We start from the raw sequence: 25,140 nt of genomic DNA on the forward strand, positions 1-25,140 counted from the left end.
TGGGGGACGCCGGAATTTTCCCTCCCCCGATTCGGTCACTATAGAAGCCTCCCGAGACGTCCCGACCGCCGCCCCGTATGACGTCTCGGCAGCCGGCCCCGCCGGACAGAACCATTTTTGTTGCGCTATATCGCTACGAGTCATTGAGGATTGAGTCTTGACTGAGCAGCTGAGGCTGATGGCCGTTCACGCCCACCCCGACGACGAGTCGAGCAAGGGCGCGGCCACCATGGCCAAGTACGTGTCCGAGGGGGTGGCCGTGCTGGTGGTGACCTGCACCGGAGGCGAGCGCGGTTCCATCCTCAACCCCAAGCTGGTGGGCGACTCCTACATCGAGGAGAACATCCACGAGGTCCGCAAGAGGGAGATGGACGAGGCCCGCGAGATCCTGGGCGTCGACCAGGAGTGGCTGGGATTCGTGGACTCGGGACTACCCGAGGGCGACCCGCTGCCCCCGCTGCCCGACGGTTGCTTCGCCCTGGAGGACGTGGACCGTGCCGCGGGACGCCTGGTGCGGTCGATCCGCGCCTTCCGTCCGCAGGTGATCACCACCTATGACGAGAACGGCGGCTATCCGCACCCCGACCACATCATGACCCACAAGATCACGATGGTGGCCTTCGAGGGGGCGACGGACGCCGAGCGCTTCCCCGAAGACGAGTTCGGCCCGGTGTGGCAGCCGCTGAAGCTCTACTACAACCAGGGCTTCAACCGGCCGCGTACGGTCGCGCTGCACGAGGCGCTGCTCGCCCGGGGTCTGGAGTCCCCCTACGGGGAGTGGCTGGAGCGCTGGAAGGAGTTCGAGCGCGTGGAGCGGACGCTGACCACGCACGTGCCGTGCTCGGAGTTCTACGAGATCCGGGACAAGGCGCTGCTGGCGCACGCCACTCAGATCGACCCGGACGGCGGCTGGTTCCGGGTGCCGCTCGACCTCCAGCGCGAGGTCTGGCCGACCGAGGAGTACGAGTTGGCGAAGTCTCTGGTCGATACCTCCCTCCCCGAGGACGACCTCTTCGCGGGCATCCGCGACAATGCCTGATATGAGCGCAAGCGCAAACCTCGCAATGACGCACGCGGCGACCCTCGCCAAGGAGCTCGACGAGAACAAGGTCACCCCCGGTGTCCTCGGCTTCCTCGTCTTCGCGGCCCTCGCCCTCGGTGTCTGGTTCCTGATGAAGTCGATGAACCGGCATATGCAGCGGGTCAACTTCGAAGAGGCCGAGGACCCGAAGGCGGAGCGGACCCCACGGGCCAACAGCGCCTGAGTCGGCCGGAGCGCCGCCGTCCCCGTGCGGCCGAGAGGCCCGGGGCGGTGGCCCCGGCTCCGACTGCCCTTGGCGGTCACCCACAGTGACGGCATGGGGGCGGACGGGTCCTGCGGTGGTGGTCTTTCGGTCGTGGTCTTCGGTCGTACGGCTTTCGTCGCGCCTTTTCGCCCGCGAAGGCCCCCGCCCTTGACGCGGCGAGAGACCCCGCTGGAGACCCTGCCTGGACGGAAGCGAGCAACGACGAGGACCGGCCGGGGAAACCGGCCGGTCCTCGTGGCTTTCAGACCCTCCCGCGCGTACGGGGAGTCAGTGGTCGAACGTGGTGATCAGCGCCCGCCGCATGATCTTCCCGGTGGATGTCTTCGGCAGATCGGATACGAAGCGGATCAGGCGGGGCCGCTTGTAGGCGGCCAGCCGGTCCGCCGCGAAGGCGGACAGCTCCTCCTCCGTGGTGTGCGCACCCGGCGCCAGCACCACATAGGCACAGGCCAGCTCGCCCTTCACCGGATCGGGCACCGGGCCGACCGCGACCAGCGCCACCGCGGGGTGCGCGGCCAGCACCCGCTCTATCTCCGCGGGATAGACGTTGTAGCCCCCGGTGATGACCATGTCCCCCCGGCGGTCCACGATGAAGACGTGCCCGGTGGCGTCCATCGTCGCGATGTCCCCCGTACGCAGCCAGCCATCGGCGTCGATCGCTCGGGCACTGGCCTCCGGATCGCCGTGGTAGCCGAGCATCACGATCGGACCCCGGACCAGGAGTTCGCCCGGTACGCCGCGGGCGGTACTGCGGCTGAGGTCGTCGAGATCGGCGATCCGCACCTCCACCCCAGGCAGCGCCACCCCGATGGAACCGGGCACCGCGGGCGCGTACGGGCTGTGGGTGGTGCCCAGACCCGAGATCTCCGTCATTCCCCACAACTCGATCAGGGGGGCGCCGCTGCGCTGTTCCCAGCGGTTGATCGTCGTCGTGGGAATCGTCTGGCCGCCCACCGTGCACCGGCTCAGCGACGACAGGTCCGCATCCCCGAGTGCGGGATCGGCCAGCATCATGGCGTACATGGCCGGTACGCCCTCGAAGAGGGTCGCCCGATGCTCGTCGATCAGTCCGAGCGCGGCGGCCGGGGCGAAGCGCTCCATGAGGACCACGGTGCCGCCGACGAGGAAGGTGCCGTTGATGACGACGTTGCCGTACACATGGGGCGCGGGCAGCGCGGTGACCACCACGTCGTGCTCCGTGCGGGCGTGCATGGTGGCGGTCATGGCGCAGTTCAGCAGGACGGCGCGATGGCTCTGCACCGCTCCCTTGGGATGGCCGGTCGTCCCGGAGGTGTAGCCGATGGTGCAGGGCTGGTCCGGGTCCGTGGTGATCTGGGGGGCCGGCCCTTCGAAGGCGGTCAGTTCGGCGAAGTCGACCGCGCCGTCCGCGGGGCCGCCGAACGAGACGACCGTCCGTAGCTCCGGCAGGTCCCGGGTCAGCTCGGCCACCGCGGCGGCCTGCTCGACCGAGGTGAACACCGCCGCCGCTCCGCAGTCGCGCAGGACGTAGGTGAGCTCCTCCCGGGTGAGCATCACATTGACGGGGTTGACGACCGCACCCGTACGGAGCACGCCGTGATAGGCCGCGACCCACTCCCATCGGTTCTGTGCGTACAGCGACACCGTTCGACCAGGCCCGACGCCGCGGTCGGCGAGGGCCGCCGCCACCCGGTCGGCCAGCAGGTCGAGTTCGGTGAAGCTGAGCGTCCGGTCCGCGGTGATCAGTGCGGTCTTCGCTCCGAACCGGGCCGCTGCCCGGCGCAGGATGTCTCCGGGTCCGTTCACTGGTGCCTCCGTCGAGCTCGCGTACACGGTCGGGTCGGGATCGAGAAGTGGCGCGTTCGGCACGCCGGCCGGGTGGTAAGGGTCCACGCGGGGCGACGGGCCGGCACCCGGCGGGCGGGGCAGGGGCTCATGGTGTGCCCCGAGCGGGGACGCTCTCGCGCAGCCGCTGGGTGTACGCGTGCCGGGGGTGGTCCAGGACCCTTTCGGTGGGGCCCTGTTCCACGATGTGGCCGGCCTGGAGCACCAGGACCTGATCGGCCATGTGTCGTACGACGGCCAGATCGTGGGTGATGAAGACGTACGCCACCCCGGTGGTGTCGCGGATGTCGCAGAGCAGATTGAGGATCTGGGCCTGGATGGAGACGTCGAGCGCGGAGACCGCCTCGTCCAGCACGATGACCCGGGGGTCGGCGGCGAGGGCACGGGCGATGGCGACCCGTTGGCGCTGGCCGCCCGAGAGGCCCGAGGGCAGTGCCGCGGCCTGGCGCTCGTCGAGGCCCACGGAGGCGGCGATCTCCATGACGCGGTCGGCACGGTCGGTTCGGCTGAGGCGGGTGTGCAAGCGCAGGGTCTCGTCGATGGTGTCCCGGGCGCTCTGGCGGGGATCGAGCGAGGTGTAGGGGTCCTGGAAGACCATCTGGAGTTGGCCGCCGCGCCGATGGCGCTCGGCGGTCCTCCGGGCGGGTCTGCTGCGGTCGTGGCCCAGTACGGAGATCGTTCCGGCGGTGGGGCGTTCCAGCCCGGCGAGCATCCGGGCGGTGGTGCTCTTGCCCGAGCCGGATTCGCCCACGATGCCCAGGCATTCACCTGCGGCCACCTGGAAGGTCGCCCCGGCGAGTGCGACGAACTCGCCCCGCGGGGGACCCAAGGGCCCCGGGGTACCGGTCGGATACACCTTGCGCAGGTCCCGTACGTCGACGACGGGCTCCGGGGGTGCGCTCATCGGGTCACCTGCCGGGAAGGGGGAGCGGTGGAGATGTCGGCCAGCCGGTCGCAGCGCACCAGCCCGTCCTGTCGTACGGCCAACGCAGGCCGGGATTGCCGACACGTGTCCACGGCGTGGGCGCAGCGGGTGGCGAACGCACAGCCGGGCGGCGCTTCGAACGCGGACAGTGGGCGGCCGGGCACCACGGGCAGACGTGCGGCACGGACGTCGGGGGCGGGGCGGGCGGCGAGCAGCCCGCGCGTGTACGGATGGAGTGGTGTGCGGACGAGCAACTCGGCCCGGCGCACCTCCTGGAGGCAGCCGGCGTACATGACGGCGATCCGGTCGCAGAAGGTCGCGGCGAGATCGAGGTCATGGGTGATGAAGACCAGTGCGGTGCCCTCCTCGCGGCGCAGTTCATCGAGGAGCGAGACGACCTCGGACTGAGTGGTGACGTCGAGGGCGGTGGTGGGTTCGTCGGCCAGGATCAGCCCGGGGCGGGCGAGGAGCACCGAGGCGATCATGACGCGTTGGAGCATGCCGCCGGACATCTCGTGCGGGTACTGGCGCATCCGGCGCGACGGGTCCTCGATGCCGACCCGGTCCAGCATCTCGACGGCGGTCTTGCGGGATGCGGTGCCGCGGTCGATCTCGGTGAGGAAGTCGCCGATGCGCTGGCGGGGATCGAGATGGGCCCTGGCGTCCTGGAAGACCATCCCGATCCGACGGCGGGCCACGGCCGTTGCCGCCCGCCCGGCCCGGCCCTCGGCGCTTCGCCCGTAGAGGTCGGTGCCGTCGAACCGAACGTCGCCCGTCACGGTGTGGCCGGGCGGCAGCAGGCCCATGACGGTCCGGGCGGTCATCGACTTCCCGGAACCCGATTCGCCGACGACGCCCAGTGCTTCGCCGGGGGCGACCGTGAGCGTGAGATCGGTGATCACCGGGCGCGGGGCGCCGTCGATGGGGATGCTCACGGACACCCCGTCGAGGTGGAGCAGGGGGTTCACGGGGTCCTCCCGGTCGACTTGGACGCCCGACGGGTGCGCCGGGGACGGGTGTCGCCGCCGAGGCGGTCACCGAGGAGCATCAGCGCGACGACGGTCGCGACGATCAGCGTGCCGGCGTACACGACCTGGGACGAGTGGCCTTGGAGGACCGCTTGGGCGTCGTTGACGAGGACGCCCCAGTCGGCCTGGGGGGATTGGACGGCCAGACCGAGGAAGGACAGGGCCGCCAGATCCATCAGGGCACTGGCGAAGGCGATGGGTATCTGCGCACCGACCACGGGGCTGATGTTGGGCAGCAGATGGCGCAGACAGATCGCGGTGCCGCTGTGCCCCTGGACGGTGAGCGCGGCGATGTAGGGCATGGCGCGTTGACGCAGGGCCGCGCTGCGGGCGACCCGGGCCACGTACGGCAGATAGGCGACGGCGAGCGCGAGGACCGCGGGCGCAGGGCCGGGGCGGAAGACGGCGACGGCCAGGACGGCGAGGAGGATGGCGGGCAGCGAGAACACGATGTCGAGGAAGCGACCGACGACCGCGTCGAGCCAGCCGCCCCGCCAGGCCGCCGCCAGGGCGAGCGGCAGTCCGATCACCAGGCTCAGCAGCACGACCAGGGCGGGTCCCAACAGGCTGGTGCGGGCGCCCCAGATCAGCCGGGACAGGATGTCCCGGCCGGTGCCGTCGGTGCCGAGGAGGTGGTCGCCGCCGGGTGGGGCGTAGACGTTGAGCAGGTCCTGCGCGTCGGGGTCGTACGGTGCGACCACGGGGGCCAGCAGCGCTGTCGCGATCATCAGCGCGATCCACCCGAGCGCGATCAGGCCGGCGATCCCCAACCGGTCGCGCAGGCGCTTCACGGCCGGGGTGGCAGCCGGGGGAGGGGGCGCCGGGGTCGATTCGGCCACCGACGGGGGCTGGGTCGTCGTCATGCCGTGCCCTTCTGCCGCAGTCGGGGGTCGAGGAGTTGTTGGGCGATGTCGACGGCGAGATTGGCCAGGACGAACGCGGTGACCATCAGCAGGGTGACGGCCTGCACGGTCGGGAAGTCCTTCTGGTTGACGGAGCCGATGAGGAGCGAGCCGAGGCCCGGCAGCCCGAAGGCGTTCTCGACGACCACCGTGCCGGCGAACAGGGCGGCGACGAGCAGCCCGCCGACGGTCACGATGGGCGGCGCCGCATTGGGCAGGACGTGCCGGCGGACCACCTGCCGGTGGGGGATGCCACGCGCCCGGGCGGTCTGTGCGTACTCCTTGTCCAACTCGGCGCGCACGGCGGCCCGGGTGACCCGGGCGAGCAGTGCGGACGAGATCAGGGCGAGTGAGAGCGCGGGCAGGACCAGGGCGTGCAGCCGGCCGATGAACCCGGCGTCACCGGCGCCGTAGGCCGGGAACCAGTCGAGCTGGACCGCGAAGACCGAGATGCCGATCGAAGCGGCGACGAACGCGGGGACACCGGCCGTCACCGCGGTCACGGCCGACACCAGGTCGTCGATCCGGCCGGGCCGCAGGGCCGAGAGCAGCCCCAGACCCAGACCGATGACGGCGATCAGCACCGCGGTGACCGCCACCAGGGCGAGCGTGGTGTCGAACACCGCGCCGATCCGGGTGGCGACGGGCTGGTTCCCCACGAAGGAGGTGCCCAGATCGCCCTGGAGGGCGTCACCGAGCCAGTGCAGGTAGCGCACCATGAACGGGTCGTCGAGACCGTACTGCTCCCGGACCGCCGCGCGGCGTTCCGGGGTCGGGGTGCTGTTGCCGAGGAGGACCGATTCGGGGCTGCCCGGCGCGAGGTAGAGCGCCGCGAAGACGACGAAGCTCGATACCGACAAGGTGACGAACAGCCCCGCCAGGCGGCCGGCGAAGAATCGCATCATGGTGCGCGCCGCCTTAGGGAGCGCCGACGGAGGCGGCCCAGGGGCGGCCCATGTAGGCGAAGGTCAAGGGGACGCCAGCGACTTTGTCGCTGAGGTAGACCGTGGCGCGGGGGGCGACGATCGGAATCCAGGGCAGGTCCTTCGCCAACTGCTTCTGGGCCTCGATCAACAGGCCGGCCCTGGCCTTGTCGTCGGTGGTGCCGAAGGCGCTCCTGATCTTCTCGGTGACCGTCGGGTTGTTGTAGCCGCCGTAGTTCTGCGGGCCGTCGGGGGTGGCGATGAAGCCGTACAGGAACGCCGGTTCCATGACCTGGATGTAGTTCATGGTGAGGAAGGCGTCGTAGGGCTTGCGGGCGGCGGGGTCGATGAACATCTCCCCGTACTGGGCCAGTGGCAGCCCGACGATCTCCAGGTCCAGGCCGATCGCCTTGCCCGCCTGCTGGAGGGTGGTGGCGACGCTGGAGTACAGGTCGATGCCGGTGGGGTAGGCGAGCTTCACCTTGCGGCCGGTGGCGCCCGCTTCGGTGACGAGCTTCTTGCCCCGGGCCGGGTCCTTCTTGATGGTGAGTTCGTCGTACGCGTTCTGGTACTGGTTGCGGGCGTACCCCCAGGTGCCGGGGCCGGCCACGGTGTACAGCGGGTCGGCCGCACCGGAGAAGATGCTGCGGGCGATGCCCTCGCGGTCGATGGCGGCGGAGAGCGCCTGACGCACCCGGGCGTCGGCCAGTGGACCGCCCTTGAGGTCGCTGACGATCAGATCGAGGTTCTGCGGCGAACTGCCCTCGGCGCCGGTCCACAGTTTCCCGCCGCTCGCCTTGCCGAGGGTGGGCACCAGTTGCGAGGGGATGTTGAAGCCGCCGTCGACGGACTTGCCGGCGATGGCGTTCGACAGGGCCTTGGCGCTGGCGGGGAAGACGAAGGTGACCTTCTTGGAGCGCACGGCCGACGGGTCCCAGTAGTGGTCGCTGCGCTCCAGCGCCAGATCGTTGGTGCCGTCGAAGGAGGTGACCCGGTAGGGGCCGGTGCACAGCACCCCGCCCGCCGGAGTGCCGAGTGCGGCACCCTTCGCCTCGGCGTGCTTCTTGTTGAGGACGGAACCGCCGAGGGTCGCCAGGACGTTGACGAAGACCGCGTCAGGCTTCTTGAACTTGATGGTGATCGACCGGGCCGATGCGCCGGTGCCCGCGGTGATCGATGCGACGTTGGCGTACAGCGAGCTGTACGAGGACACCACGGCCGGGTTCATGTTGCGTTTGAGGCTGAACACGACGTCGTCGATGGTCATCGGGGTGCCGTCGGTGAACTTGACCCCCTCGCGCACGGTGAAGGCCAGGGTCTGCGGATCGGGCTGCTTCCAGGAGGACGCCAGCCCCGGCGCGAGGGTGTAGTCGCTCTTGACCCGCAGCAGCGACTCGCAGATGTTGGGCAGCACGGTCTGCTCGGGATAGTCCGCGTTCTTGATCGGGTCGAGGCTGTACGGGGCCCGGTAGTCGCCGTACCAGGTGTACGAGTCCAGGCCGCCGGTGGCCGTCGGGGTGTCCGTGCGGCCCTTGGCGAAGGACTCCGGCTTGTCGGTGTCGCCGCCCCCGCCGCCGCACGCGGTCAGGGCGAGGGCGCCGGCCACCAGGCCGACCAGCGCGGTGCGCGCCGGTCTTGAGGTGCGTGGTGATATGTGGAGATTCATGAGGGATGTCTCCTTAGCGTCTGTCGAGCGTCTATGCGGAGCCGTCGGAGACGGTGAGGGTCAGATGCGTGCGGTCGCCGCCGATACGCAGGGTCTGCTCGGCCGGACTGAACTTGGTGGCCTGCCACAGGTCCCCGTCGGTGCCGGGGTGCGGCGCGTACAGCGGGAAGTCGCTGCCGCAGATCTGGAGGCGCAGCCGGTGGCCGGGGCGCAGCCGGTAGCCGGTGTGGCCGAGGTCGATCCGGACGCTCTGCGGTCCCTGACCCGAGATCAGGCACTGACCACGCACGATCATGCGGGCGGAGCCGTCGGGGGAGACGTCGTGGAGCTTGACGAAGAGGTGTCCGGCGGCGGCGCTGGTCTCGATGTCGACCGTGGCACCGACCGGGCCGACCAGGTCGAGGGGGACCTCGACCGGTGCACCGGTGAAGGTCGCCACATCGGGCCGGCCGTGCAGACCCTGCTCGTCAGGGTATTCCTGGAGGTGCACCCACGGGTCACGGACCGGGGACGGTACGGGATCGAGCGGGTCATGGGTCCAGCGGACGGCTGTCGGCCGCTGCTCGGCGGTCTCGGTGAGGGTGCCGCCGTCGGCGCTCGCGGTGGCCAGCGATGCTCCGGCCGGGTGCAGCCGCAGTTCCCGGGTGGCGGGCGGCGGCCAGGAAGCGGCGGTGCGCTCGCCCTCGTGCCCCTGGTACCAGACGGCCCGCGGGAAGCTCCCGGGGTCGCCGCGCCCGCCGACGAAGGCGTCGAGGAAGTCGAGGGTACGACCGAGGTAACGCGGCAGGACCGCGTCCAGCACCGACTCGTGGACCCCGTGGTCCAACTCGGGCGGTACGGGCGCCTGGTCGAGGTGGTAGGTGTGGTGGTCGCAGGCGTCGGCGTCGAGGTAGGTGTGCTCGCGCCAGCGCGGGTCGGCGAGTTGCGCGGTGTGGTCGCGCATCGACGCGTCGATGAGGTTGTCGAACCAGCCGACGCGGTGCAGTACGGGCACGGGCCGACCCGCCAGCGGCGCCCGGGTGCGGAACGGGTCGACGAGCGGGCGCCCCGAGATCACGCTGTCGACCGCGGCGGAGCGGTGACCGATCGCGGCGAACGCGTCCTCGAAGAGGTCCCGCAAGGGTCGTACGGACCAGTCCACCTCATAGGCGTACAGGTTCTTGTCCACCCACATATGGGCGAAGTAGTTGGCGAAGTACAGGCACAGCGCCTGATCGGTGCCGCTGCCCGCGAGATCGCTGAGGTCGGAGATCTCCATGCTGGTGACCCGGGGGACGATGGCGCGCAGCGCCGGATGTCCGCCCGCTGCCCCGGCCCACTGCGTGTAGCCGTGGTAGGAGTCACCGACCATGGCGACCGATCCATTGGACCAGGGCTGGGCGGCGACCCAGTCGAGCGTGTCGTACGTGTCCTCGATCTCGTGGACGAAGGGCACGGTGTCGCCCTCGGAGCGGAACTTGCCGCGCACGTCCTGGGCGATGAAGACGTAACCGCGCTCCAGATAGAGCGGTGCGATCTTGTGCACCGCCATATAGGCACTGGCCTTGTCGTAGGGCAGACGGCTCACCACCGCGGCGTGCTTGCGCGGGGACGCCGGCAGATAGACGTCCGTGGCGAGGCGGGTGCCGTCGCGCATGGAGATCAGGTGCTGTTCGGCGCCCTCGTGGAGCGGGGACGGGCCGATCCGCAGGAACGGGACGGTCATGGGATTCCTCTCGGGGCGACGGATGGAAGGGTCCGGCTACAGGTTGTGGCGGTAGTCGTCGGCGAGATCGTCGTCGAGGAGGGCCGCAGTGAGTCCGGCGATGCCGAAGTGTGCGGCGGCGATGGTGCCGCCGGAAGGAAGCTGGGCGGCGAGTTCGCGTGGCTCGTCGTCCCAGAGGCCGGATCGGATGACGGCCTTGGCGCAGTGCAGATATGCCTCGTCGACCTCGACGACGGTCGCCAGCTTCGCCGGGCGACCCCGGGACTCCAGCATGGGCAGCAGATCGGGGTCGTCGGTGGGATAGGCGCGCCCGTTGACCCGCAGGGTCTCCGCGTAACCGGGCACCAGGAAGAGCAGCCCCACACCGGGGTTCTCACAGATGTTGGTGAAGGTGTCCGCGAGCTGGTTCCCGGGACGGTCGGGGATCAGGAGGGTCCGGTCGTCGAGGACGCGGACGAAGCCCGGGTGGTCGCCGCGCGGCGAGCAGTCGGTGCGACCTGCGAGATCGGCGGAGGCGACGCAGCAGAACGGCGAGTGGGCGATGAAGAGCCGGCAGTGGTCGTCGAGACGGTCGAGGACCTTCTGCCGCATCACCGGGTCCGGGGTGCCGACGATCTCCCGGACCCGGGCGAGGTCGATCCGGCCGGGGCGGGTGGCGAGCGGGGCGGTGGTCATAGGTCCAGCTCCAGTACGGGGGTCAGGGAGCGGGAGACGCACGGGTACATCAACCGGCCCGTCTCTCGTTCGGCCGCATCGAGGATGTGGTCGCGGTGGTCGGGGGTACCGGCGCGGACGATGACCTCGCAGGTGCCGCAGATGCCTTCGCGACAGGAGCCGTGGACCTTGATTCCGGCGCCGAGGAGCGCATCGAGGACGCTCTCGTTCGCGGGGACGTCCACGGTGGTTCCGGAGCGCACACAACGCACCTCCACCGGAGTGTTGGGCTCCGCGGCGCCCGCAGTGGCGGGCGGTTTGAACCGCTCCGTGTGCGGACGCAGCCCGTCATGGCCCTTGCACGCCTCCGTCAGCGCGTCGAGCAGTCCCTCGGGGCCGCAGCAGTAGACGGCCACCGGCTCCTCGCCCGGGCCGGGTGCGGCTTCGGCGAGTGCGTCGGCGAGCGGGAGACGGCCGTGTTCGTCGTGGGCCCAGACCCTGGCGCGATCTCCGTGCCCGACCAGTTCGTCCAGGAACGCCATCGACGCCCGGCTGCGCCCCCCGTACAGCAACCGCCAGGGGGTGCCCCGCCGATCGGCCTCGCGCAGCATCGGCAGGATCGGGGTGATGCCGATGCCACCCGCGACGAAGAGGTAGCGGGCCGCCGGGAGCAGCGGGAAGTTGTTGCGGGGCGGGCCGACCGGGATGATCGCGCCGGGTCGCAGGAAGCGGTGGATGTACTCGGAGCCGCCGCGCCCGCGGGGCTCGTGCAGCACGGCCACCCGATAGCTGTCGGTGGTGGCGGGGTCGCCGCAGAGGGAGTAGTGCCGTTCCACGCCCGTGGGCAGGCCGAGCCGTAGATGGGCACCGGGCTGCCAGGGCGGCAGCGGTGCGTCGCCGGGGTCCACCAGCGTCAGCGACAGAACGCCGGCCGCCTCCCAGCGCAGTTGGTGCACGCGCAACCGCAACTCGTCCTGCGCGCCGGGGAGCGCCGGGGTGCTCACGGTGCGCCTTCTCGCCGATGGACCGGGACGCCTTCGACGAAGGTGAGGTCGACCCGGGTGTCGGCGATCTCGTGCAGGGACTCGTCGAACGGATTGCGGTCGAGCACGGCGAAGTCGGCGTACTTGCCCGGGGCGATGGTGCCCGTGACGTGGTCGATGTGGTTGATCCAGGCGCCGGCCGAGGTGTACGCCGCGAGGGCGTCGGCCAGCAGCAGCCGCTGTTCGGGCAGGAACGGAGTGTCGGGGCCGATGCCCGGCATGGTCCGGTTGACGGCGACGTGGATGCCGGCGAGCGGATCGGCGCTGGAGACGGGCCAGTCGCTGCCCGCGGCCAAGGTGGCGCCCGAGGCCCGCAGCGCACCGAAGACGTACTGGCGGGCCGCTCGTTCACCGCCGAGGAAGGGGACGGTCAGCTCGGACATCTGCTCGTCGCACACGGCCCACAGCGGCTGCATGTTGGCGGTGGTCCGCAACTTCCGGAACCGGGGTACGTCGTCCGGGTGCACGAGTTGGATATGGGCCAGGTGGTGCCGGTTGTCGCCGCGGTGCCCGGCCCCGCTGGCGCCGGGGGTGTTGCGGCGCACTTCCTCGGCGGCCTCGATGGCGTCGAGCGCCTCGCGCACGGCACGGTCGCCGATGGTGTGGAAGTGGACCTGGAATCCGGCTCCGTCGAGAGCGGTGACCGCCCGGTTGAGCTCGGCGGGCGTCAGATAGCTGTGTCCACTGCCGGGGCTCGCGTCGTGCCCGGGGCCGTGGAGGTACGGGGTGAGGAGGGCGGCCGTGAAGTTCTCGCAGACGCCGTCCTGCATCACCTTGACGGTGGTGGCGCGGAAGCGGCCGACGTGGCTGCGCTCCCGGCGTTCGACGAGTTCGGGCAATTGCTCCACACCACGTTCCCGGTCCCACCACAGGGCCCCGGTGACCCGGCCGGTGAGCTGGCCGGAGCCGGCGAGGCTCTGATAGGCGTCCAGCGGGTCGGGGTAGCTCAGATAGGCGCCGATCAGGGCGTCCTGCCAGCCGGTGACCCCCAGGGAGTGGAGGTGCCGTTGGCCTTCGAGGAGCGCTTCCTCGTACTCGTCCGCGGTGATCGCGGGGAGGTGTCGGGCGACCAGGTCGGCCGCGCCCTCGTGGAGGGTGCCGGTGGGCGTGCCGTCCGCGGCCCGTTCGATCCTGCCGTCGGCTGGGTCGGGGGTGTCGCGGTCGATGCCCGCCAGGCGCAGGGCGAGGCTGTTCACCCAGGCCCCGTGCCGGTCCCGGTTGAGGAGGAAGACGGGGCGGTCGGGGACCACCGCGTCCAGCGTCGCCCGGTCGGGCGCGCCGGATGGGAAGTGGTCCATCGACCAGCCGCCGCCCACCACCCAGGGCCGTTCGGGGTGGCGTTTCGCGTAGGCGCCGACGAGTTCGGCGCAGGCTGTGGGGCCGGTTGCCCCAAGGAGGTCGCAGCGCGCCCGCTCCAGGCCGCCGAAGACGGGGTGGGCGTGGGCATCCACGAAGCCGGGGACCAGGAGCCGCCCGGCCAGCTCGACCACCTCGGTCCCGGGGCGGATCAGCGCACGGGCCGCGGGGGCGCCGACGGCGACGATCCGGCCCGCTCGCACCGCGACCGCGTCCGTCCAGGAGCGGGCCGCGTCCCCGGTGAAGACCGGGCCGCCGGTGAGCACCAGGTCAGCCCGGTCCTGCGGGGCCGTGGCGCCCCGCGCGGCGCTCGGCCGGGGCTGGATACGGGTCTCGGTCATGCGGTTCGGCCTGTTCCGTGGGAGGGGCGAATCGGGTTGGGGAGGGTCTTATCGGGCTGATGGGTCTGAGGAAACACCCGCGATTCCTTCATGTCAATGCCTTGGACTAAGGCTTTGTCCAACGTGATGTAGCCTGATGTGCGCCAGCCGTGACACAGGACTTCGTGAAGCGAGATGATGAAGCGGTGACCACCACATCCGGCCGCACCACCCGCGCAGCCAGTCGCACCCGCTTGCCCCGGGGCGCACTCACCCCGGAACGCATCGTGGAGACGAGCCTCAAACTCCTCGACGAACACGGCACCGACGGCTTCTCCATGCCGCGCCTCGGCAAGGCGCTCGGCGCCGACCAGACCGCGGTCTACCGCCACTTCTCCGGCAAGGACGACATCCTGCTCGCGGTCGCGGACCGGCTGCTCGAAGAAGCCTTCGAGGGCTTCGCGGCCCAGCCGTACTGGGCCGACACCCTCGCAGATGTGTGCCGACGGGTGCGCGGCGCCTACCTCGCGCACCCCGCAGCCGCGGCGCTCTCCGGGCCCCGCACCACCCGACGACCCGCCGAGATGCATGCGGCGGACGCGGTGATCGGTGCCCTGGGCGACGCCGGATTCGATCCGGCCGAAGCGGCCCTGCTGTACCGGGTCGTGGCCGACTTCGCCCTGCTCTGGTCGGGCGGTGAGGCCGCCTTTCACAGCCTCGACGCCGAGACCCAGGCGCATGAGGCCGACGGCTGGAAGCGCGCCTACCGCGCCGCCGACCCTGCGGAGTACCCGCACATCCACCGCGTCCGCGACCCGCTGTTCGAAGTGGACTCGGCCGACGTCTTCGAAACCGCGCTCCAACTGCTGCTGGACTCCATGGAGCGCCGCGCCCCCCGAGGCGCCCGACCGGACCCCTCAGGCTGACGGGCGCGCGCCCCGCGACCGCTCACTGCTCGCGCATCCCCCAGGGGGATCCGTACTCGGTCAGCAGATCGAGGAACGGCCCCGGTGCGAACGCCTCCGGACCCAGCACACCGGTGCCGCTCCACACACCGGTCGCCACCAACTCCAGGGCCACCACCGGATTGACGGCGGTCTGCCACACCACGGCCTGCGAGCCGTACTCGCGCATCGACCACTCGTTGTCGACCACGTGGTACAGGTACACCTCACGGGCCTGCCCGTCCTTGGTGCCCTTGACCCAGGTCCCCGCGCACGTCTTGCCGCGCATTCGGTCGCCCAGCGTCGCCGGATCGGGCAGGGCAGCCGCCACCACATCCCGCGGCGACACCTGGACCGGTCCCGAACCACCGTTCACGGTGACCGGTTCGGTGCCGTCGAGCCCGAGCTTGTGCAGCGTCTTCAGTACCTCGATGAACTCATTGCCCAGGCCGTACTTGAAGGTGACCCGCCCCGCCTTCACCCAGCGCGGGACCAACAGCACCTCCTCATGCTCCACGTTCACGCACTCCACGGGACCGATGCCCTCGGGGAAGTCGAAGACCTCCGGCTCGCTGAACGGCTCGGTGGTGAACCAACCGCGATCCGCCTCGTAGACCACGGGCGGGTTCAGACACTCCTCGATCGTGGTCCAGATGCTGAACGAAGGGGCGAAGTCATAGCCGTCGACGGTGATGTTGGCGCCGTCGCGGATGCCGATCTCCTCGATCTCGTCGAAGAGTTCGTCCGCGGCATGACGGGCGAAGACATCGGAGAGCCCAGGCTCCACACCGAAACCGACAAGGGCGAGCCTGCCCTCGTCCTCCCACTCCTGCGCCACCGCGAACTGCTCGTCACCGAGCTTGACGCCGCACTCCTCGTACGGGCGCTCCGGATGCGGCCGGGACAGCGACATCGCCATGTCGAGGTAGTGGGTGCCCGCCGTGGCCGCCGCCTCGAACAGGGGCATCACGAAGCGCGGATCGGTGGCGTTCAGCAACACATCGCAGCGGTGCTCGGTGAGCAGCGCCGCCACCGCCGTCCGATCGTTCGCATCCACGCGCGCCGCGGTGAAGCGGTCGGCGGTGCCACCGAGCGCCTCGACCGCCCGCTCGGCCCGTCCCAGGTCGTAATCGGCGACCACCATGTGATCCAGGAACGGGCGGCGGGCGGCGATCTTGGTGATCGCACTGCCCACGCCTCCTGCGCCGACCAGCAGAACTCTCATCGCGTTCATCCCATCCGTCGCTCGGGTCATCGGGCCCGTACCAAGGAGCCCGGAGGCAGATACAACGCCTTGCGGACATCCCGGCGCAACGGTGTTGGCATAAGCCGCGTGGATGCCCGAATCCCCACGGGTCACCGAGGAACGGTGGTATCCCCGGTTGCCGGCGGGGGATCCCCCGCCGGGGAAGTGCACGGCTGGAGATTCCACAGCAGGGGATTCCACAACAGGGAAAGGAGCTGACCATGGCCAAGAAAGTGGTGCCCGAAGGGGAGCGGCGGCGCAGGCGGCCCACCCGACAGGGCGCGGTGCTCTCCGAGCGGCTCATCGTGGAGACCGCACTGCGCCTGCTGCGCTACCACTCGGGCGCGAGCCTGACCGTGCGCCGACTCGGTGGTGCGCTCGGCGCCGACCCCAGCGCCCTGTACCGGTACTTCCGCGGCATGGACGACCTCACCCTGGCCATCGCCGATGAACTGATCGGCCGTGCCATCGAGGGCTGGCGGCCGAGCGGTCAGTGGCGCACCGATCTGCGCGCGCTGGGGCTGCGACTGCACGCCGCCTACCTCGCCCACCCCCAAGCGGCCGTCTTGGCGGCGAGCCGCATCACCGGACGGGCCCATGAGGCGGCGGCGATCGAGGCGATCCTCGGGGTGCTGCGCTCCGCGGGATTCGCGGACAGCGACACCGTGCGCGTCTACCGCAGTCTGGTCGACCTCAGCCTGGCGTTCGCCGCGCTCGACGGCGCGGCGCTCGCCCTGCCCGAGGAGAAGCGGGACGCCGACCGGGCCGTATGGCGCAGCCGCTACGGGGGACTGACCGCCCGGACCCATCCCCACATCGCCGCGACCGCTGGGCTGCTGGTCGGCTGTGTCGAGGGCAGCGCCTACCCGGCGACGCTCGACATGCTCCTGGACAGCACCGCGAGCCGCCTCCCCGCCGGACGGTGAGCAGCGCCAGCGGTGAGAAGCGCCGGGCGGTGCGTCGTGCGGTGCGTCGCGTCGTGCGGGGCGGCGGGGGCTTCGCCGTTCAGCGGCTGTGGTCCGCCAAGGAGAGCAGCAGATGGGCCGTCTCCGCACGGAGGTGGTCCGAGTGGGAGCCCGACGGTCCCCGGCCGGCCGTGAAGACCGCTCCCGCGTCCACACTGACGAACCAGTGGTCGAGCGCAGCCAGGTCGTACGCCTCGGTGGCCGGCCGCATCTTGATGGATGACACCGGCTCGGGAGCCGTCCCGATGCCCTGGCTCCCGATGCCGCGCCGCTGCTCGGCGATCCGGTGCCACAGCCCCGTCGCCCAGTCGCGTTCGGCATAGGTGGCGACCACCGGGCCGCGCAGCGGTGCGTCCGCGAGTGCGGTGAAGGTGGTGGCGAAGGCGTCGCGTGGCGCGGCCATCTGGAGCAGCAGCATCGAATCCACGGTGAACGCCCGCCCGGCAGGTCCCGGCCTACTCCATCCCAGCGTGGCCCCCGGCCGATCGTCCGCCGCCCACTGCACCGCCTCGCACAACACCCGACAGCCGAACGAGTGCCCCACCAGATGCAGATACTGCCCGGCCCGGTTGGCGAGGACGGGCGCTGCCACCGGGTCGGCACGCTGGCTGTCCAGGTAGCCCAGCAACTGCCCGATGACCCGCCCCGCGTGCCCCGACTCACCGGACAACGCGTGCGCACGGTCCCGGATCCGACGGTATCCGCCCAGGTGCGGCCCGCTGCGCGACGGCCACCGCAGCACCACCAGCCAGGGCGCGAACCGGGCTGCGAGCGCGGGATAGAGCGCCCGTCGGCGCTCGTACTGCTCGTCGGCCAGCGCCAGCAGTCGGTTCGCCGCCGCAGCCGCCGCATCGGGAGCAGTCTGCCAACCGTGGACGTAGACGATGATGTCGCTGGCCCAGGACGGCGGTGTCAGCACCGCAGCGAAGTGCTCGTCCAGCCGGTCCGCCGCGACGGGTTCGCCGCCGTCGAGCAGCCAGCCGCTCTCATCGAGGTCGACGATGTGCATCGTGGTCATGGCGCCTGCCTCAAGGAGTGTCGGTGATGGGTCGACATCGAGTCGGGCCCGGGCGATCCATGGGGGAGTACGGTCGGTGTGACCGGCCCTGTCACCGGCGAGGGTTGTTCCATCAGCCGCGCTCCAGCCGCTCGTCCATACCGCCGTGCAGCCCGTAGGCGAATCCGAGCGGGTTGCCGTACTCGTCCGCGAAGTGCCGCGCCAACTCGTGGGCGATCGCCCCCGCCGTCCGATGCCCCTCCAGATAGCGGGTGACGAACGCCAACGCGTACTCGGCGGCGAAGACCTGCGGCATCTCGATCTGTGGCCCCATCACCCCACGCGCACCGCGCTCGATCAACGCCCGTCCCAGATAGGCGAGATCGGCTCCGGCCGACAGCCCCGCGTAGCAGGCGTTGAGCAGCACCAGCGGCCTGAACGCCGCCGGTTCGTCGCCCGACACCGGGCGGGCGGCCACGGTGTAGGCGTCGATCTCTCCGCCGTCGGTGAGCCGCACCACCAGACAGGACGTCTGCCCGTCGTCGCTGCGGAAGCTGCCGTGACACCAGAAGTACATCAACTGCTCGTCGAGCGTGCCGTCCTCCAACGCCCGCAACAACGCGGCGCGCGTGGTGCGTTCGGTGAAGGAGGTGTTCTTCGCCAGCGCGGCGGCGACGTCCCCCGCCCTCGTACGTCCGGTCGGATCGATCGTGGTGTCATGGTTCAGGGACACGGAGGGAATCCGCGGCGGCGGCCAGAGCCCCTCCGGGGCCCTGGTGTAGTTCGGACTGGCCTGCTCGATCTGATGGCGATAGCCGAGGAACCGGTGGAACAGCGCCGACAGTTCGCCGCCCTCCCCGTTCCGCCGCGGCAGTGCCAGCATTCCCCAGGGCAGAAGCAGCTCCGAGTCGACTCGGATGCGCAGGGGCGGTCCCGCCAGCACCGAGAGCAGCACCTCCCGGAACTGCTCCACGTCTTCTCGACCCTCGGACGCCAGGAGCAGCCCGAACAGCAGATGTGCCCCCTGATCGGCGAGTTCCGCCAGCACCGCGGCCAACTCGCCCGCCGGCTCACCGGTGAGGTCGAGTTGCGAGGCGTACGGCAACACGGCCCGGCCGCGAGCCGGCCGGCCCCGGCCGTCCAACGGTTGGAGGTCGATCAGCTCCCGCTTCCACAGATGCCGGAGCCGGCCCGCCACGCCACGGATCTCGCCGGGCCTGCGGTGGACGACCACCCGGTGTTCCGAGCCGATGACCGGCACCGCCGACCCGTACATCCGCACCTGGATGCGATCGTCCCCGAGCAGATCGAGGGCGAGTACCAGATCGGGGGCGACCGGGGCGCGCCGCGGCAACGAAGTGAACCCCCGGCTGGGGTCCTCGACGATCCTGACGGGCAACTCGCGGACCATCCGGCTCATCCTTCCCCCCGCGTCGACGGCACCAGGGCGGGCGTGAGCACCTGGACTTCCGTCTCCACCTGCTGGAGCACCACGCCGCTGCGCCGGTCCTCGACCGTGAACCGCAGCCCCAGCGGACCGGCGCGATGCGGTGTGATCCGGAACTCCGAGCCGCCCCCTTCCCTGGCCGCCCCGGCCAAGGAGGGCCAGACCGTCACCGCATGCTCGGGACGGAGTTCGGCGTCCCCGAGCGGAGTCGCGCTCACACTCAGCAGCGGAGTGTCCTCGGGGCCGACGAACGCCCATGGGTGTGCCGTACCCGGTTCGACGCCGACCGTGATCCGCGCGGTGCCGCCCTCGTACACCTCGTCCAGGAGCGTGAGCAGCACCCTGCACCGGTCCTCGGGGCGAGGGTTCTCCACCGATCCCGAACCGTCGGGAAGTCGTTCGGGAACCGTGTAACGCGCGGCGCGCGGAATGTGGGCCGTGGGTGTTCGCGGTATCAGGGCGGGCGGGTGGAAGCGGCTCAACTCCTTCAGGGCCCGCACCCGGGCGGCGCCGTCCCGCTCGATGACGGCGGCGGTGAAGTCGGCCCAGTGCTCCCCGGCTTCGTTCTCCGTGCCCACGAAGAGCCCGCGCGCCTGGGCGACCAACGACGGCTGTGCGGTACGTCGTCCGATCTCCAACCGGGTCCACGCCAGTCCACCGGTGCAGCCGATCGCCTGGAAGTCGTGCGCCACGTCCCACAACGCGGGCATCGACACCTCGCCGGATGAATCCTGGAGGGCGAGGTGGTGACGGGTCCAGGCCGCGCCGAGTGCGTCGTCGACGTCTTCGAAGCGGTCCAGGGCGCGGTTCAGTGAGTGGTCCGCGGAGTCGGCGGAGCCCTCCTCGGCGAGCGCGAGCGCGTACCGGAGCAGTGCCCAACCCTCTCCACGGGGGTCGTGGGCCCGCCGGTGACCGGTCACCGCCCGCTGGAGCGCCGGTACGGCACGGGATGGATCGCCGCCCAACAACAGGGCCCACGCCAGCCCCGTATCGGCCCAGGCCACCCCGCGCAGCTCACCCCCGAGCCCGAAGAGTCGACGGGCGGTGCGCAGATGCACCTCGGCGCCCCGGGGGTCGCCCACCACCAGCCGCAGCCGCCCGTACTCGTACGCTGCCCACGCCTCGCCGCTCTCGTCCCCGGTGATCTGGTGGTGCTCGACGGCGGACCTGATCAGTCCTGCCGCGCCGCGCACCCGGCCCTGGTCCAGGCTGACGGCCGCCCGTAGCCGGGCGTTCTCATCTCTGGGCCCCTCGGGTTCGAGGGTGAACAGCGACCAATCGGCGCGCCCGAGCTGTCCCGTCTCCCGTGCCAACACGGCCGACTCGGACCTGGTGACGGCCGGCTCATCGATGGAATCGACGATGTGATGGGCCAGGTCGACATGACCGGTCTGGCGGGCGAGAGCCGCCAGCGGCAGTGCCACATCGGTGGCCTGGGCCAGCAGCAGCAACCGGGCCAGGTCATTACGCCGGACGAGGGCCCGGGCGATGGGGTCGATGTGCCCTCGGGCCTGGGAAGCGCCCGAGATCACCATCCGCTCGGCCAACAACACCGAGGGCTCCAGGGGTGCTGAGGGAATCTCCCTCAGCACCGCCCGCTCCAACCGGCGCAAGCTGGCCGCCCGCCACAGGGGCCGTCCGCGCCGTGCGAGCTCCGCCAGGACGGAGGGCAGCCGCCAGTACCCGGGGCGCGGGTGGTGCAACACACCTCGCATCAGCAGTTCTTGCAGGGCACCGTTCGCGTCCGGTACGGGCAGTGCCCGGGCCATGGCGTCCGGGAGTTCTGCCAGGTCCAGCACGGTGAACGCCGACAGCATCGCCTTCGCGTCCGCGGCCAGTGAGTTCTGCACCTGGCGGAACAACTCCTCGGGAGTCCCGGGGACCGGCCCTTCCCACCGTCCATCGTGCAGCAGCCCCCGTGCCACTCGCAGCAGGACGGGGAGCCCACGGCAGGCACGGTGCAGCGGCTCGGCGACCGTGTCGGGCAGTCCTAGGAGATCCGCGCTGTGATGCGGAGGCAGCGGGGGTACTTCCCAGACGGACGGGTGCCCCGGGTAGGACGAGGCATCCGCTCGGGAGGTGGCCAGGATCAGTGATTCCGTGGTCGCCAAGGCATCGTCCACCGCCCTCAGCAGAGGCAGTCCACCAGCCCCCGGCGGCAACCCGTCGACCACCACCACGGCGGGCCGCCGCGCCAACGCCTCCTGGCACACCCCACTGAGCCAGGAGATGTCGCGCTGCTCCCACACCGTTTCCATCAGGTCCTTCGGCGGCACACCGACCCGGGCCGCGAGCAGCAGCAGCAACGATCGGGGGTCATCTCCTGTGTACGGGAGCTGGTGCACCGGCTGGCCGCGCTCACCACCGATCACCTCCGCCACCTTTCGGGCGACGGCGGAGGTGCCCGAGCCAGCACGGCCGTGCAACTCGATCAGCCAGGGTCGACGAGGTACCGAAACGTGCCTGCGAAAGTACGGCAGCGGACCCGTCAGCGCCTCGGCTGACACCTGCGTGATCAGCGAGTCCCGCCCCACCAATCGCCCAGCGTCGAGTTCATCGCCCAGCACTCCGGCCATCGCGCACCCCCGACCATCCAGTATCACCGCATCAGTTCGCCGCGACCACGGAAACGCCCATCACCTCCCGCGCATGCCGACCGGGCACCATCCCCAGCGTCCACGCCTGCCAGCCGTCCTCCAGTCGCAGACCGCGCTCCAGCATCACCGACAGCGCCTGCGCACAGTCGTCCAGTTTGGCGTCCCGCGTACCGTGTCCCGATTCCCGCAGTCGCGCCAACTCCTCCTGCGCCACCACCGTCCCGACCTCGATCCCACCGGGAGAGGCGAAGGGCAGCACCGTACAGCGCAGGAACCGCGCCCAGTCCCCGCCCCGCTCGTCCCCGTACGAAGCGAACAGCTCCACCGCCTCGTCGCACAGGGCGAGCGCCTGTTGCGGCTTGCCGTTGCCCGCGTCCACCACGGCCAACTCCAAAGTGCACCAACCCTCCCCGTGAGCCACCCCGATACGGCGGAAGTCCGCCCGTGCGTCCATCAGCAACTGACGCGCGAAGCCGGAGTTGCGGAGGTTGCCCGTCTGGGCCGCGCGCAGATCACGGGTGAGCCGCCCCGAGTGATGACGGGCACATGCCAGCCCATAAACGTCGCGCATCCGCGAGAACATCGTCCGCGCCCGCTCCAACTCCCGCACCGCCTGATCGCCGTCGCCACGCTCCTCCAGCGCCTGGCCCAGGTAGTAGAGGGTCCACGCCTCACCCCGCGCGTCCTCGTTCTCACGGTGGCGGGAGAGCGCCTGCCGCAACTGGTCCACCGCCGGCGCCGCCTCACCGTCCACCAGACGACCGCGCGCCAACTGGGTCAGCGCCCACGCCCCACCTCGGGCGTCACCCGTACGTCCATAGAGGTCGAGTGCGGTACGCAACTCCTCATCGGCGCTCGGCACATCGCCCATCCGCAGGTACACCTGTCCGAGCTGGAAGTGGGTCCAGGCGGCGCCGTGCACCGACTCGCCCTCGTGGTGCAACCGCTGAGCGGTCGCCAGCAGATCGAGCGCCTCCGCGAGCCGCGCCTGATCCCGACGCACCGCGGCCAATGCGTGCAACGACCACGCCCGGTCCTCCGCGCGCTCGTCCGAAGACTGGAGCCCCACCGCCTCCGTCAACCGGGCCGCGGCCTCCGTGAGATTGCCCTGGTGGTGCAGTGTGATTCCGAGCGAACACAACGCCAACGCCGTACCCGAGTCGTTCTGCGCCTCCCGGTACAGGCCCACCACCGACGACAGGGTCGTACGCGCCTTGTCCAACTCGCCCAACTGCCGAGCCGCGATGCCCGTGCGCCACTGCACCGACCGCTCCAACAACCCCTGGTCAACGGCCTGCGAGAGCTCGCTGATCTCCCCGAGGCGGTAGAGGTCACCGCGCAGCAAACAGTAGTCGGCCAGCGCACCGAGCAGATTGAGCACTGCCTGCTGCTCCACTCCCTCCGCATGGCGCAGTGCCGATGTGATGAAGCTGGACTCGTCGTCGAGCCAGCGCAGTGCCGACTCCAGCGAGGAGAAACCGTGCGCCCCGAACTTGCCGGCGCGGGTGGAGAGCTTGCCGTCGACCATACGGATCACGGCGCCCGCCAGATCCGCGTAGCTCTGGATCAGCCGGCCCTGTGCGGCCGTGCGCTCATCGGCCGCCTCCTCCTCCAGCAAGCGGGCCCGGGCGAAGGCCCGTACCGAGTCGTGCAGCCGGTAGCGGTCCCCACGCACATGGTCGATCAGCCCCGCCGCGGCCAACTCCCCCAACAGTCGCTGGGCCTCCTGCTGGTCGGTGCCCAGCAGCGCCGCCGCTGCCGGCGAACCGAGCGATGCCCGGCCGGCCAGCGCAAGACGCCGCAGCAGCCGTCGTGCCGCGTCCGGCTGATCCGTGTAGCGCAGCCAGAGCACACGCTCCACCGGGCCCGCCTCGCCACGCTCCCCGAGAGCTGCGACCAACTGCTGCGGCGTGCGCGACCCGAGGGACGAACCCGCGATCCGCAGTGCCAACGGCAACCCGCCGCACGACTCGCGGATCTCCTCCACCGACTGGCCGTCGTACACGCCCCACGAGGGCTCGGGCTCCTGGCCCCGCAACAACTCCTCGGCGCTCGCCGTGTCCAACGCCACCACCGGCAGTTGGTGCACCCACGCCGGAGTGTCGGCCGGCAGCTCCAGACGGGTCCGGGAGGTGACCAGCACCAGACTGTCCGAGCGCTCCGGCAGCAGGGTCCGCACCTGCTCGGCATCGCCCGCATCATCCAAGATCACCGTCACGGGCAGTCCGGTCAACTGCTGGTGGTACAGCTCGCTCAATCTGCGCACCTGCTGCTCGGTCGATGAACGCTCCCGGAACAGCAGTTGCTCCCGCGGCGCGCCCAACCGGTTCAACAGGTGCAACAACGCCTCCCGGGTGGTCAGCGGATGCTCGCTGTCACCCCGCAGACCCACCACGCACGCACCACGGAACTGGTCCTTCAAATGGTGTGCCGCGCGTATCGCAAGGGCGGTGCGACCCGCCCCGCGCTCCCCGTACAACACGACGACCGTCGGCTTGGTCTCGGTAGCGGCGCGACCGGCCTGCACCCACTGGCTGATCTGCGCCATCGCATCGCGGCGCCCGCTGAACACCCCACTGGGCTGCGGCAGATGCCCGAACGACTGCGCAAGCACCGATCGCATACGTGCCGCAGCGCTACGGTCCGCACCTCGCAGTCGCACCGATGCACCGGCCGCGTTCCGCGGGCCGGGAAGCGCGCCGGCCAGCATCCGCTGCTGGTCCAGGAAGGGCCTGATCCCGCGCACCTCCAGGGCGGTCAGCCACTGGAGACGCAACTGCTCGGTACCCCCCGGCTGGTTCAACGCCCCCGCCCGACGATGGGCCGCCGGCCAGTGGGACGCGGTCACCTTGGCCACCGTGGTGGCCGCCCCCGCGGCTGCGACGATCGCCCCCGCACCGAGCGCCGTACCGGTCGTCGTCCCCAACGCCATGTCGGCACTGACCGCGGCGGCAGCAGCCACAGCCGTCACCACCAGCGGAGTCGACAGGTTCTTCCGACTGAACTGCGCTCCCAGCGGCCGTCTCGCCGACTCCGCAGCGCTCAGGGCCTGTTCGTACGCCGCGTACTCATCGGCTGCGTTGGACGCCATCCCGTCGAGCGCCGCCCGCCCCCGCGCCAACAGCGCTCCACTGTCCGCCCGTCCGCCCGTCCGCCGTGACTCTTCTTCCACGGCACGTACCAACAGCCGCTCGGCTTCGGTCCGATGGCTGTCCCGCATAGCGGTTCCCCCTCAAGATTCGGTTCCCGTTTCGGGTCCAAGTGTCCTGTGTGCGGGGCATTCGCGCGAGA

19 protein-coding genes are annotated in these 25,140 nt (G+C 70.8%); 4 read left to right on the forward strand and 15 right to left on the reverse strand.

What is annotated here, in order from left to right:
* The first annotated feature begins 157 nt into the window (after nt 1–157).
* Together mca and OID54_RS24285 are read left to right on the forward strand one after the other, a co-directional pair.
* Nucleotides 158–1,039 carry a mycothiol conjugate amidase Mca gene (mca, locus tag OID54_RS24280; RefSeq protein WP_329022722.1) on the forward strand — a complete coding sequence of 294 codons (882 nt, stop codon included), beginning with the start codon at nt 158–160 and terminating at the stop codon, nt 1,037–1,039.
* Nucleotides 1,032–1,265, forward strand: coding sequence for a hypothetical protein (locus OID54_RS24285; protein ID WP_329022724.1), 234 nt, complete (start codon nt 1,032–1,034; stop codon nt 1,263–1,265). Before mca ends, OID54_RS24285 begins: the two co-directional genes overlap by 8 nt.
* Before the next feature lie 309 nt (nt 1,266–1,574).
* Here OID54_RS24285 and OID54_RS24290 read toward each other — a convergent pair whose 3' ends face one another.
* The 10 genes from OID54_RS24290 to OID54_RS24335 all read right to left on the reverse strand — a co-directional run bounded on the left by OID54_RS24290 (nt 1,575) and on the right by OID54_RS24335 (nt 13,674).
* Nucleotides 1,575–3,092 (reverse strand): class I adenylate-forming enzyme family protein, encoded by a 1,518-nt coding sequence (locus tag OID54_RS24290; RefSeq protein WP_329022726.1) that lies wholly within the window; start codon nt 3,090–3,092, stop codon nt 1,575–1,577.
* Nucleotides 3,093–3,219: 127 nt separating this feature from the next.
* A complete protein-coding gene (locus OID54_RS24295; protein ID WP_329022728.1) occupies nt 3,220–4,035 on the reverse strand; it encodes an ABC transporter ATP-binding protein in 816 nt (271 codons plus the stop codon).
* Complete coding sequence (locus OID54_RS24300; protein ID WP_329022730.1) at nt 4,032–5,024, reverse strand: ABC transporter ATP-binding protein; 993 nt, start codon at nt 5,022–5,024, stop codon at nt 4,032–4,034. The genes OID54_RS24295 and OID54_RS24300 overlap by 4 nt, the downstream gene beginning before the upstream one ends.
* A complete protein-coding gene (locus tag OID54_RS24305; protein WP_329022732.1) occupies nt 5,021–5,947 on the reverse strand; it encodes an ABC transporter permease in 927 nt (308 codons plus the stop codon). Before OID54_RS24305 ends, OID54_RS24300 begins: the two co-directional genes overlap by 4 nt.
* Nucleotides 5,944–6,891: an ABC transporter permease gene (locus OID54_RS24310; protein WP_329022734.1), complete on the reverse strand. Its 948-nt coding sequence runs from the start codon at nt 6,889–6,891 to the stop codon at nt 5,944–5,946. The genes OID54_RS24305 and OID54_RS24310 overlap by 4 nt, the downstream gene beginning before the upstream one ends.
* 13 nt (nt 6,892–6,904) lie before the next feature.
* Nucleotides 6,905–8,575 (reverse strand): ABC transporter substrate-binding protein, encoded by a 1,671-nt coding sequence (locus OID54_RS24315; protein ID WP_329022735.1) that lies wholly within the window; start codon nt 8,573–8,575, stop codon nt 6,905–6,907.
* Between the two features lie 31 nt (nt 8,576–8,606).
* On the reverse strand, nt 8,607–10,280 hold the full coding sequence (locus OID54_RS24320; protein WP_329022736.1) for a CocE/NonD family hydrolase: 1,674 nt from the start codon (nt 10,278–10,280) through the stop codon (nt 8,607–8,609).
* 36 nt (nt 10,281–10,316) lie between these two features.
* Complete coding sequence (locus OID54_RS24325; protein ID WP_329022738.1) at nt 10,317–10,955, reverse strand: MSMEG_1061 family FMN-dependent PPOX-type flavoprotein; 639 nt, start codon at nt 10,953–10,955, stop codon at nt 10,317–10,319.
* The gene (locus OID54_RS24330) at nt 10,952–11,938 is read right to left on the reverse strand and encodes a PDR/VanB family oxidoreductase (RefSeq protein ID WP_329022740.1); all 987 of its coding nucleotides are present in this window, start codon (nt 11,936–11,938) and stop codon (nt 10,952–10,954) included. The genes OID54_RS24325 and OID54_RS24330 overlap by 4 nt, the downstream gene beginning before the upstream one ends.
* Nucleotides 11,935–13,674: an amidohydrolase gene (locus tag OID54_RS24335; RefSeq protein ID WP_329022742.1), complete on the reverse strand. Its 1,740-nt coding sequence runs from the start codon at nt 13,672–13,674 to the stop codon at nt 11,935–11,937. Before OID54_RS24335 ends, OID54_RS24330 begins: the two co-directional genes overlap by 4 nt.
* A gap of 185 nt (nt 13,675–13,859) precedes the next feature.
* On the opposite strand from OID54_RS24335, the gene OID54_RS24340 reads away from it, so the two are divergent.
* Nucleotides 13,860–14,579, forward strand: a complete 720-nt coding sequence (locus tag OID54_RS24340) for a TetR/AcrR family transcriptional regulator (RefSeq protein WP_329022743.1) — start codon at nt 13,860–13,862, stop codon at nt 14,577–14,579.
* 22 nt (nt 14,580–14,601) lie between these two features.
* Here OID54_RS24340 and OID54_RS24345 read toward each other — a convergent pair whose 3' ends face one another.
* Nucleotides 14,602–15,822 (reverse strand): saccharopine dehydrogenase family protein, encoded by a 1,221-nt coding sequence (locus tag OID54_RS24345; RefSeq protein WP_329027752.1) that lies wholly within the window; start codon nt 15,820–15,822, stop codon nt 14,602–14,604.
* Nucleotides 15,823–16,064: 242 nt separating this feature from the next.
* On the opposite strand from OID54_RS24345, the gene OID54_RS24350 reads away from it, so the two are divergent.
* On the forward strand, nt 16,065–16,769 hold the full coding sequence (locus tag OID54_RS24350) for a TetR/AcrR family transcriptional regulator (RefSeq protein ID WP_329022744.1): 705 nt from the start codon (nt 16,065–16,067) through the stop codon (nt 16,767–16,769).
* 79 nt (nt 16,770–16,848) lie between these two features.
* On the opposite strand, the gene OID54_RS24355 is transcribed toward OID54_RS24350, so the two are convergent.
* The 4 genes from OID54_RS24355 to OID54_RS24370 all read right to left on the reverse strand — a co-directional run bounded on the left by OID54_RS24355 (nt 16,849) and on the right by OID54_RS24370 (nt 25,069).
* Nucleotides 16,849–17,826, reverse strand: a complete 978-nt coding sequence (locus tag OID54_RS24355; protein WP_329022746.1) for a hypothetical protein — start codon at nt 17,824–17,826, stop codon at nt 16,849–16,851.
* Nucleotides 17,827–17,938: 112 nt separating this feature from the next.
* Nucleotides 17,939–19,216: a CHAT domain-containing protein gene (locus tag OID54_RS24360; RefSeq protein WP_329022747.1), complete on the reverse strand. Its 1,278-nt coding sequence runs from the start codon at nt 19,214–19,216 to the stop codon at nt 17,939–17,941.
* A gap of 5 nt (nt 19,217–19,221) precedes the next feature.
* Nucleotides 19,222–21,828, reverse strand: a complete 2,607-nt coding sequence (locus OID54_RS24365; protein WP_329022749.1) for a hypothetical protein — start codon at nt 21,826–21,828, stop codon at nt 19,222–19,224.
* 31 nt (nt 21,829–21,859) lie between these two features.
* Nucleotides 21,860–25,069, reverse strand: coding sequence for a tetratricopeptide repeat protein (locus tag OID54_RS24370; RefSeq protein WP_329022751.1), 3,210 nt, complete (start codon nt 25,067–25,069; stop codon nt 21,860–21,862).
* Nucleotides 25,070–25,140 lie beyond the last annotated feature (71 nt).

The organism is Streptomyces sp. NBC_00690, assembly GCF_036226685.1.
Lineage (GTDB): Bacteria > Actinomycetota > Actinomycetes > Streptomycetales > Streptomycetaceae > Streptomyces.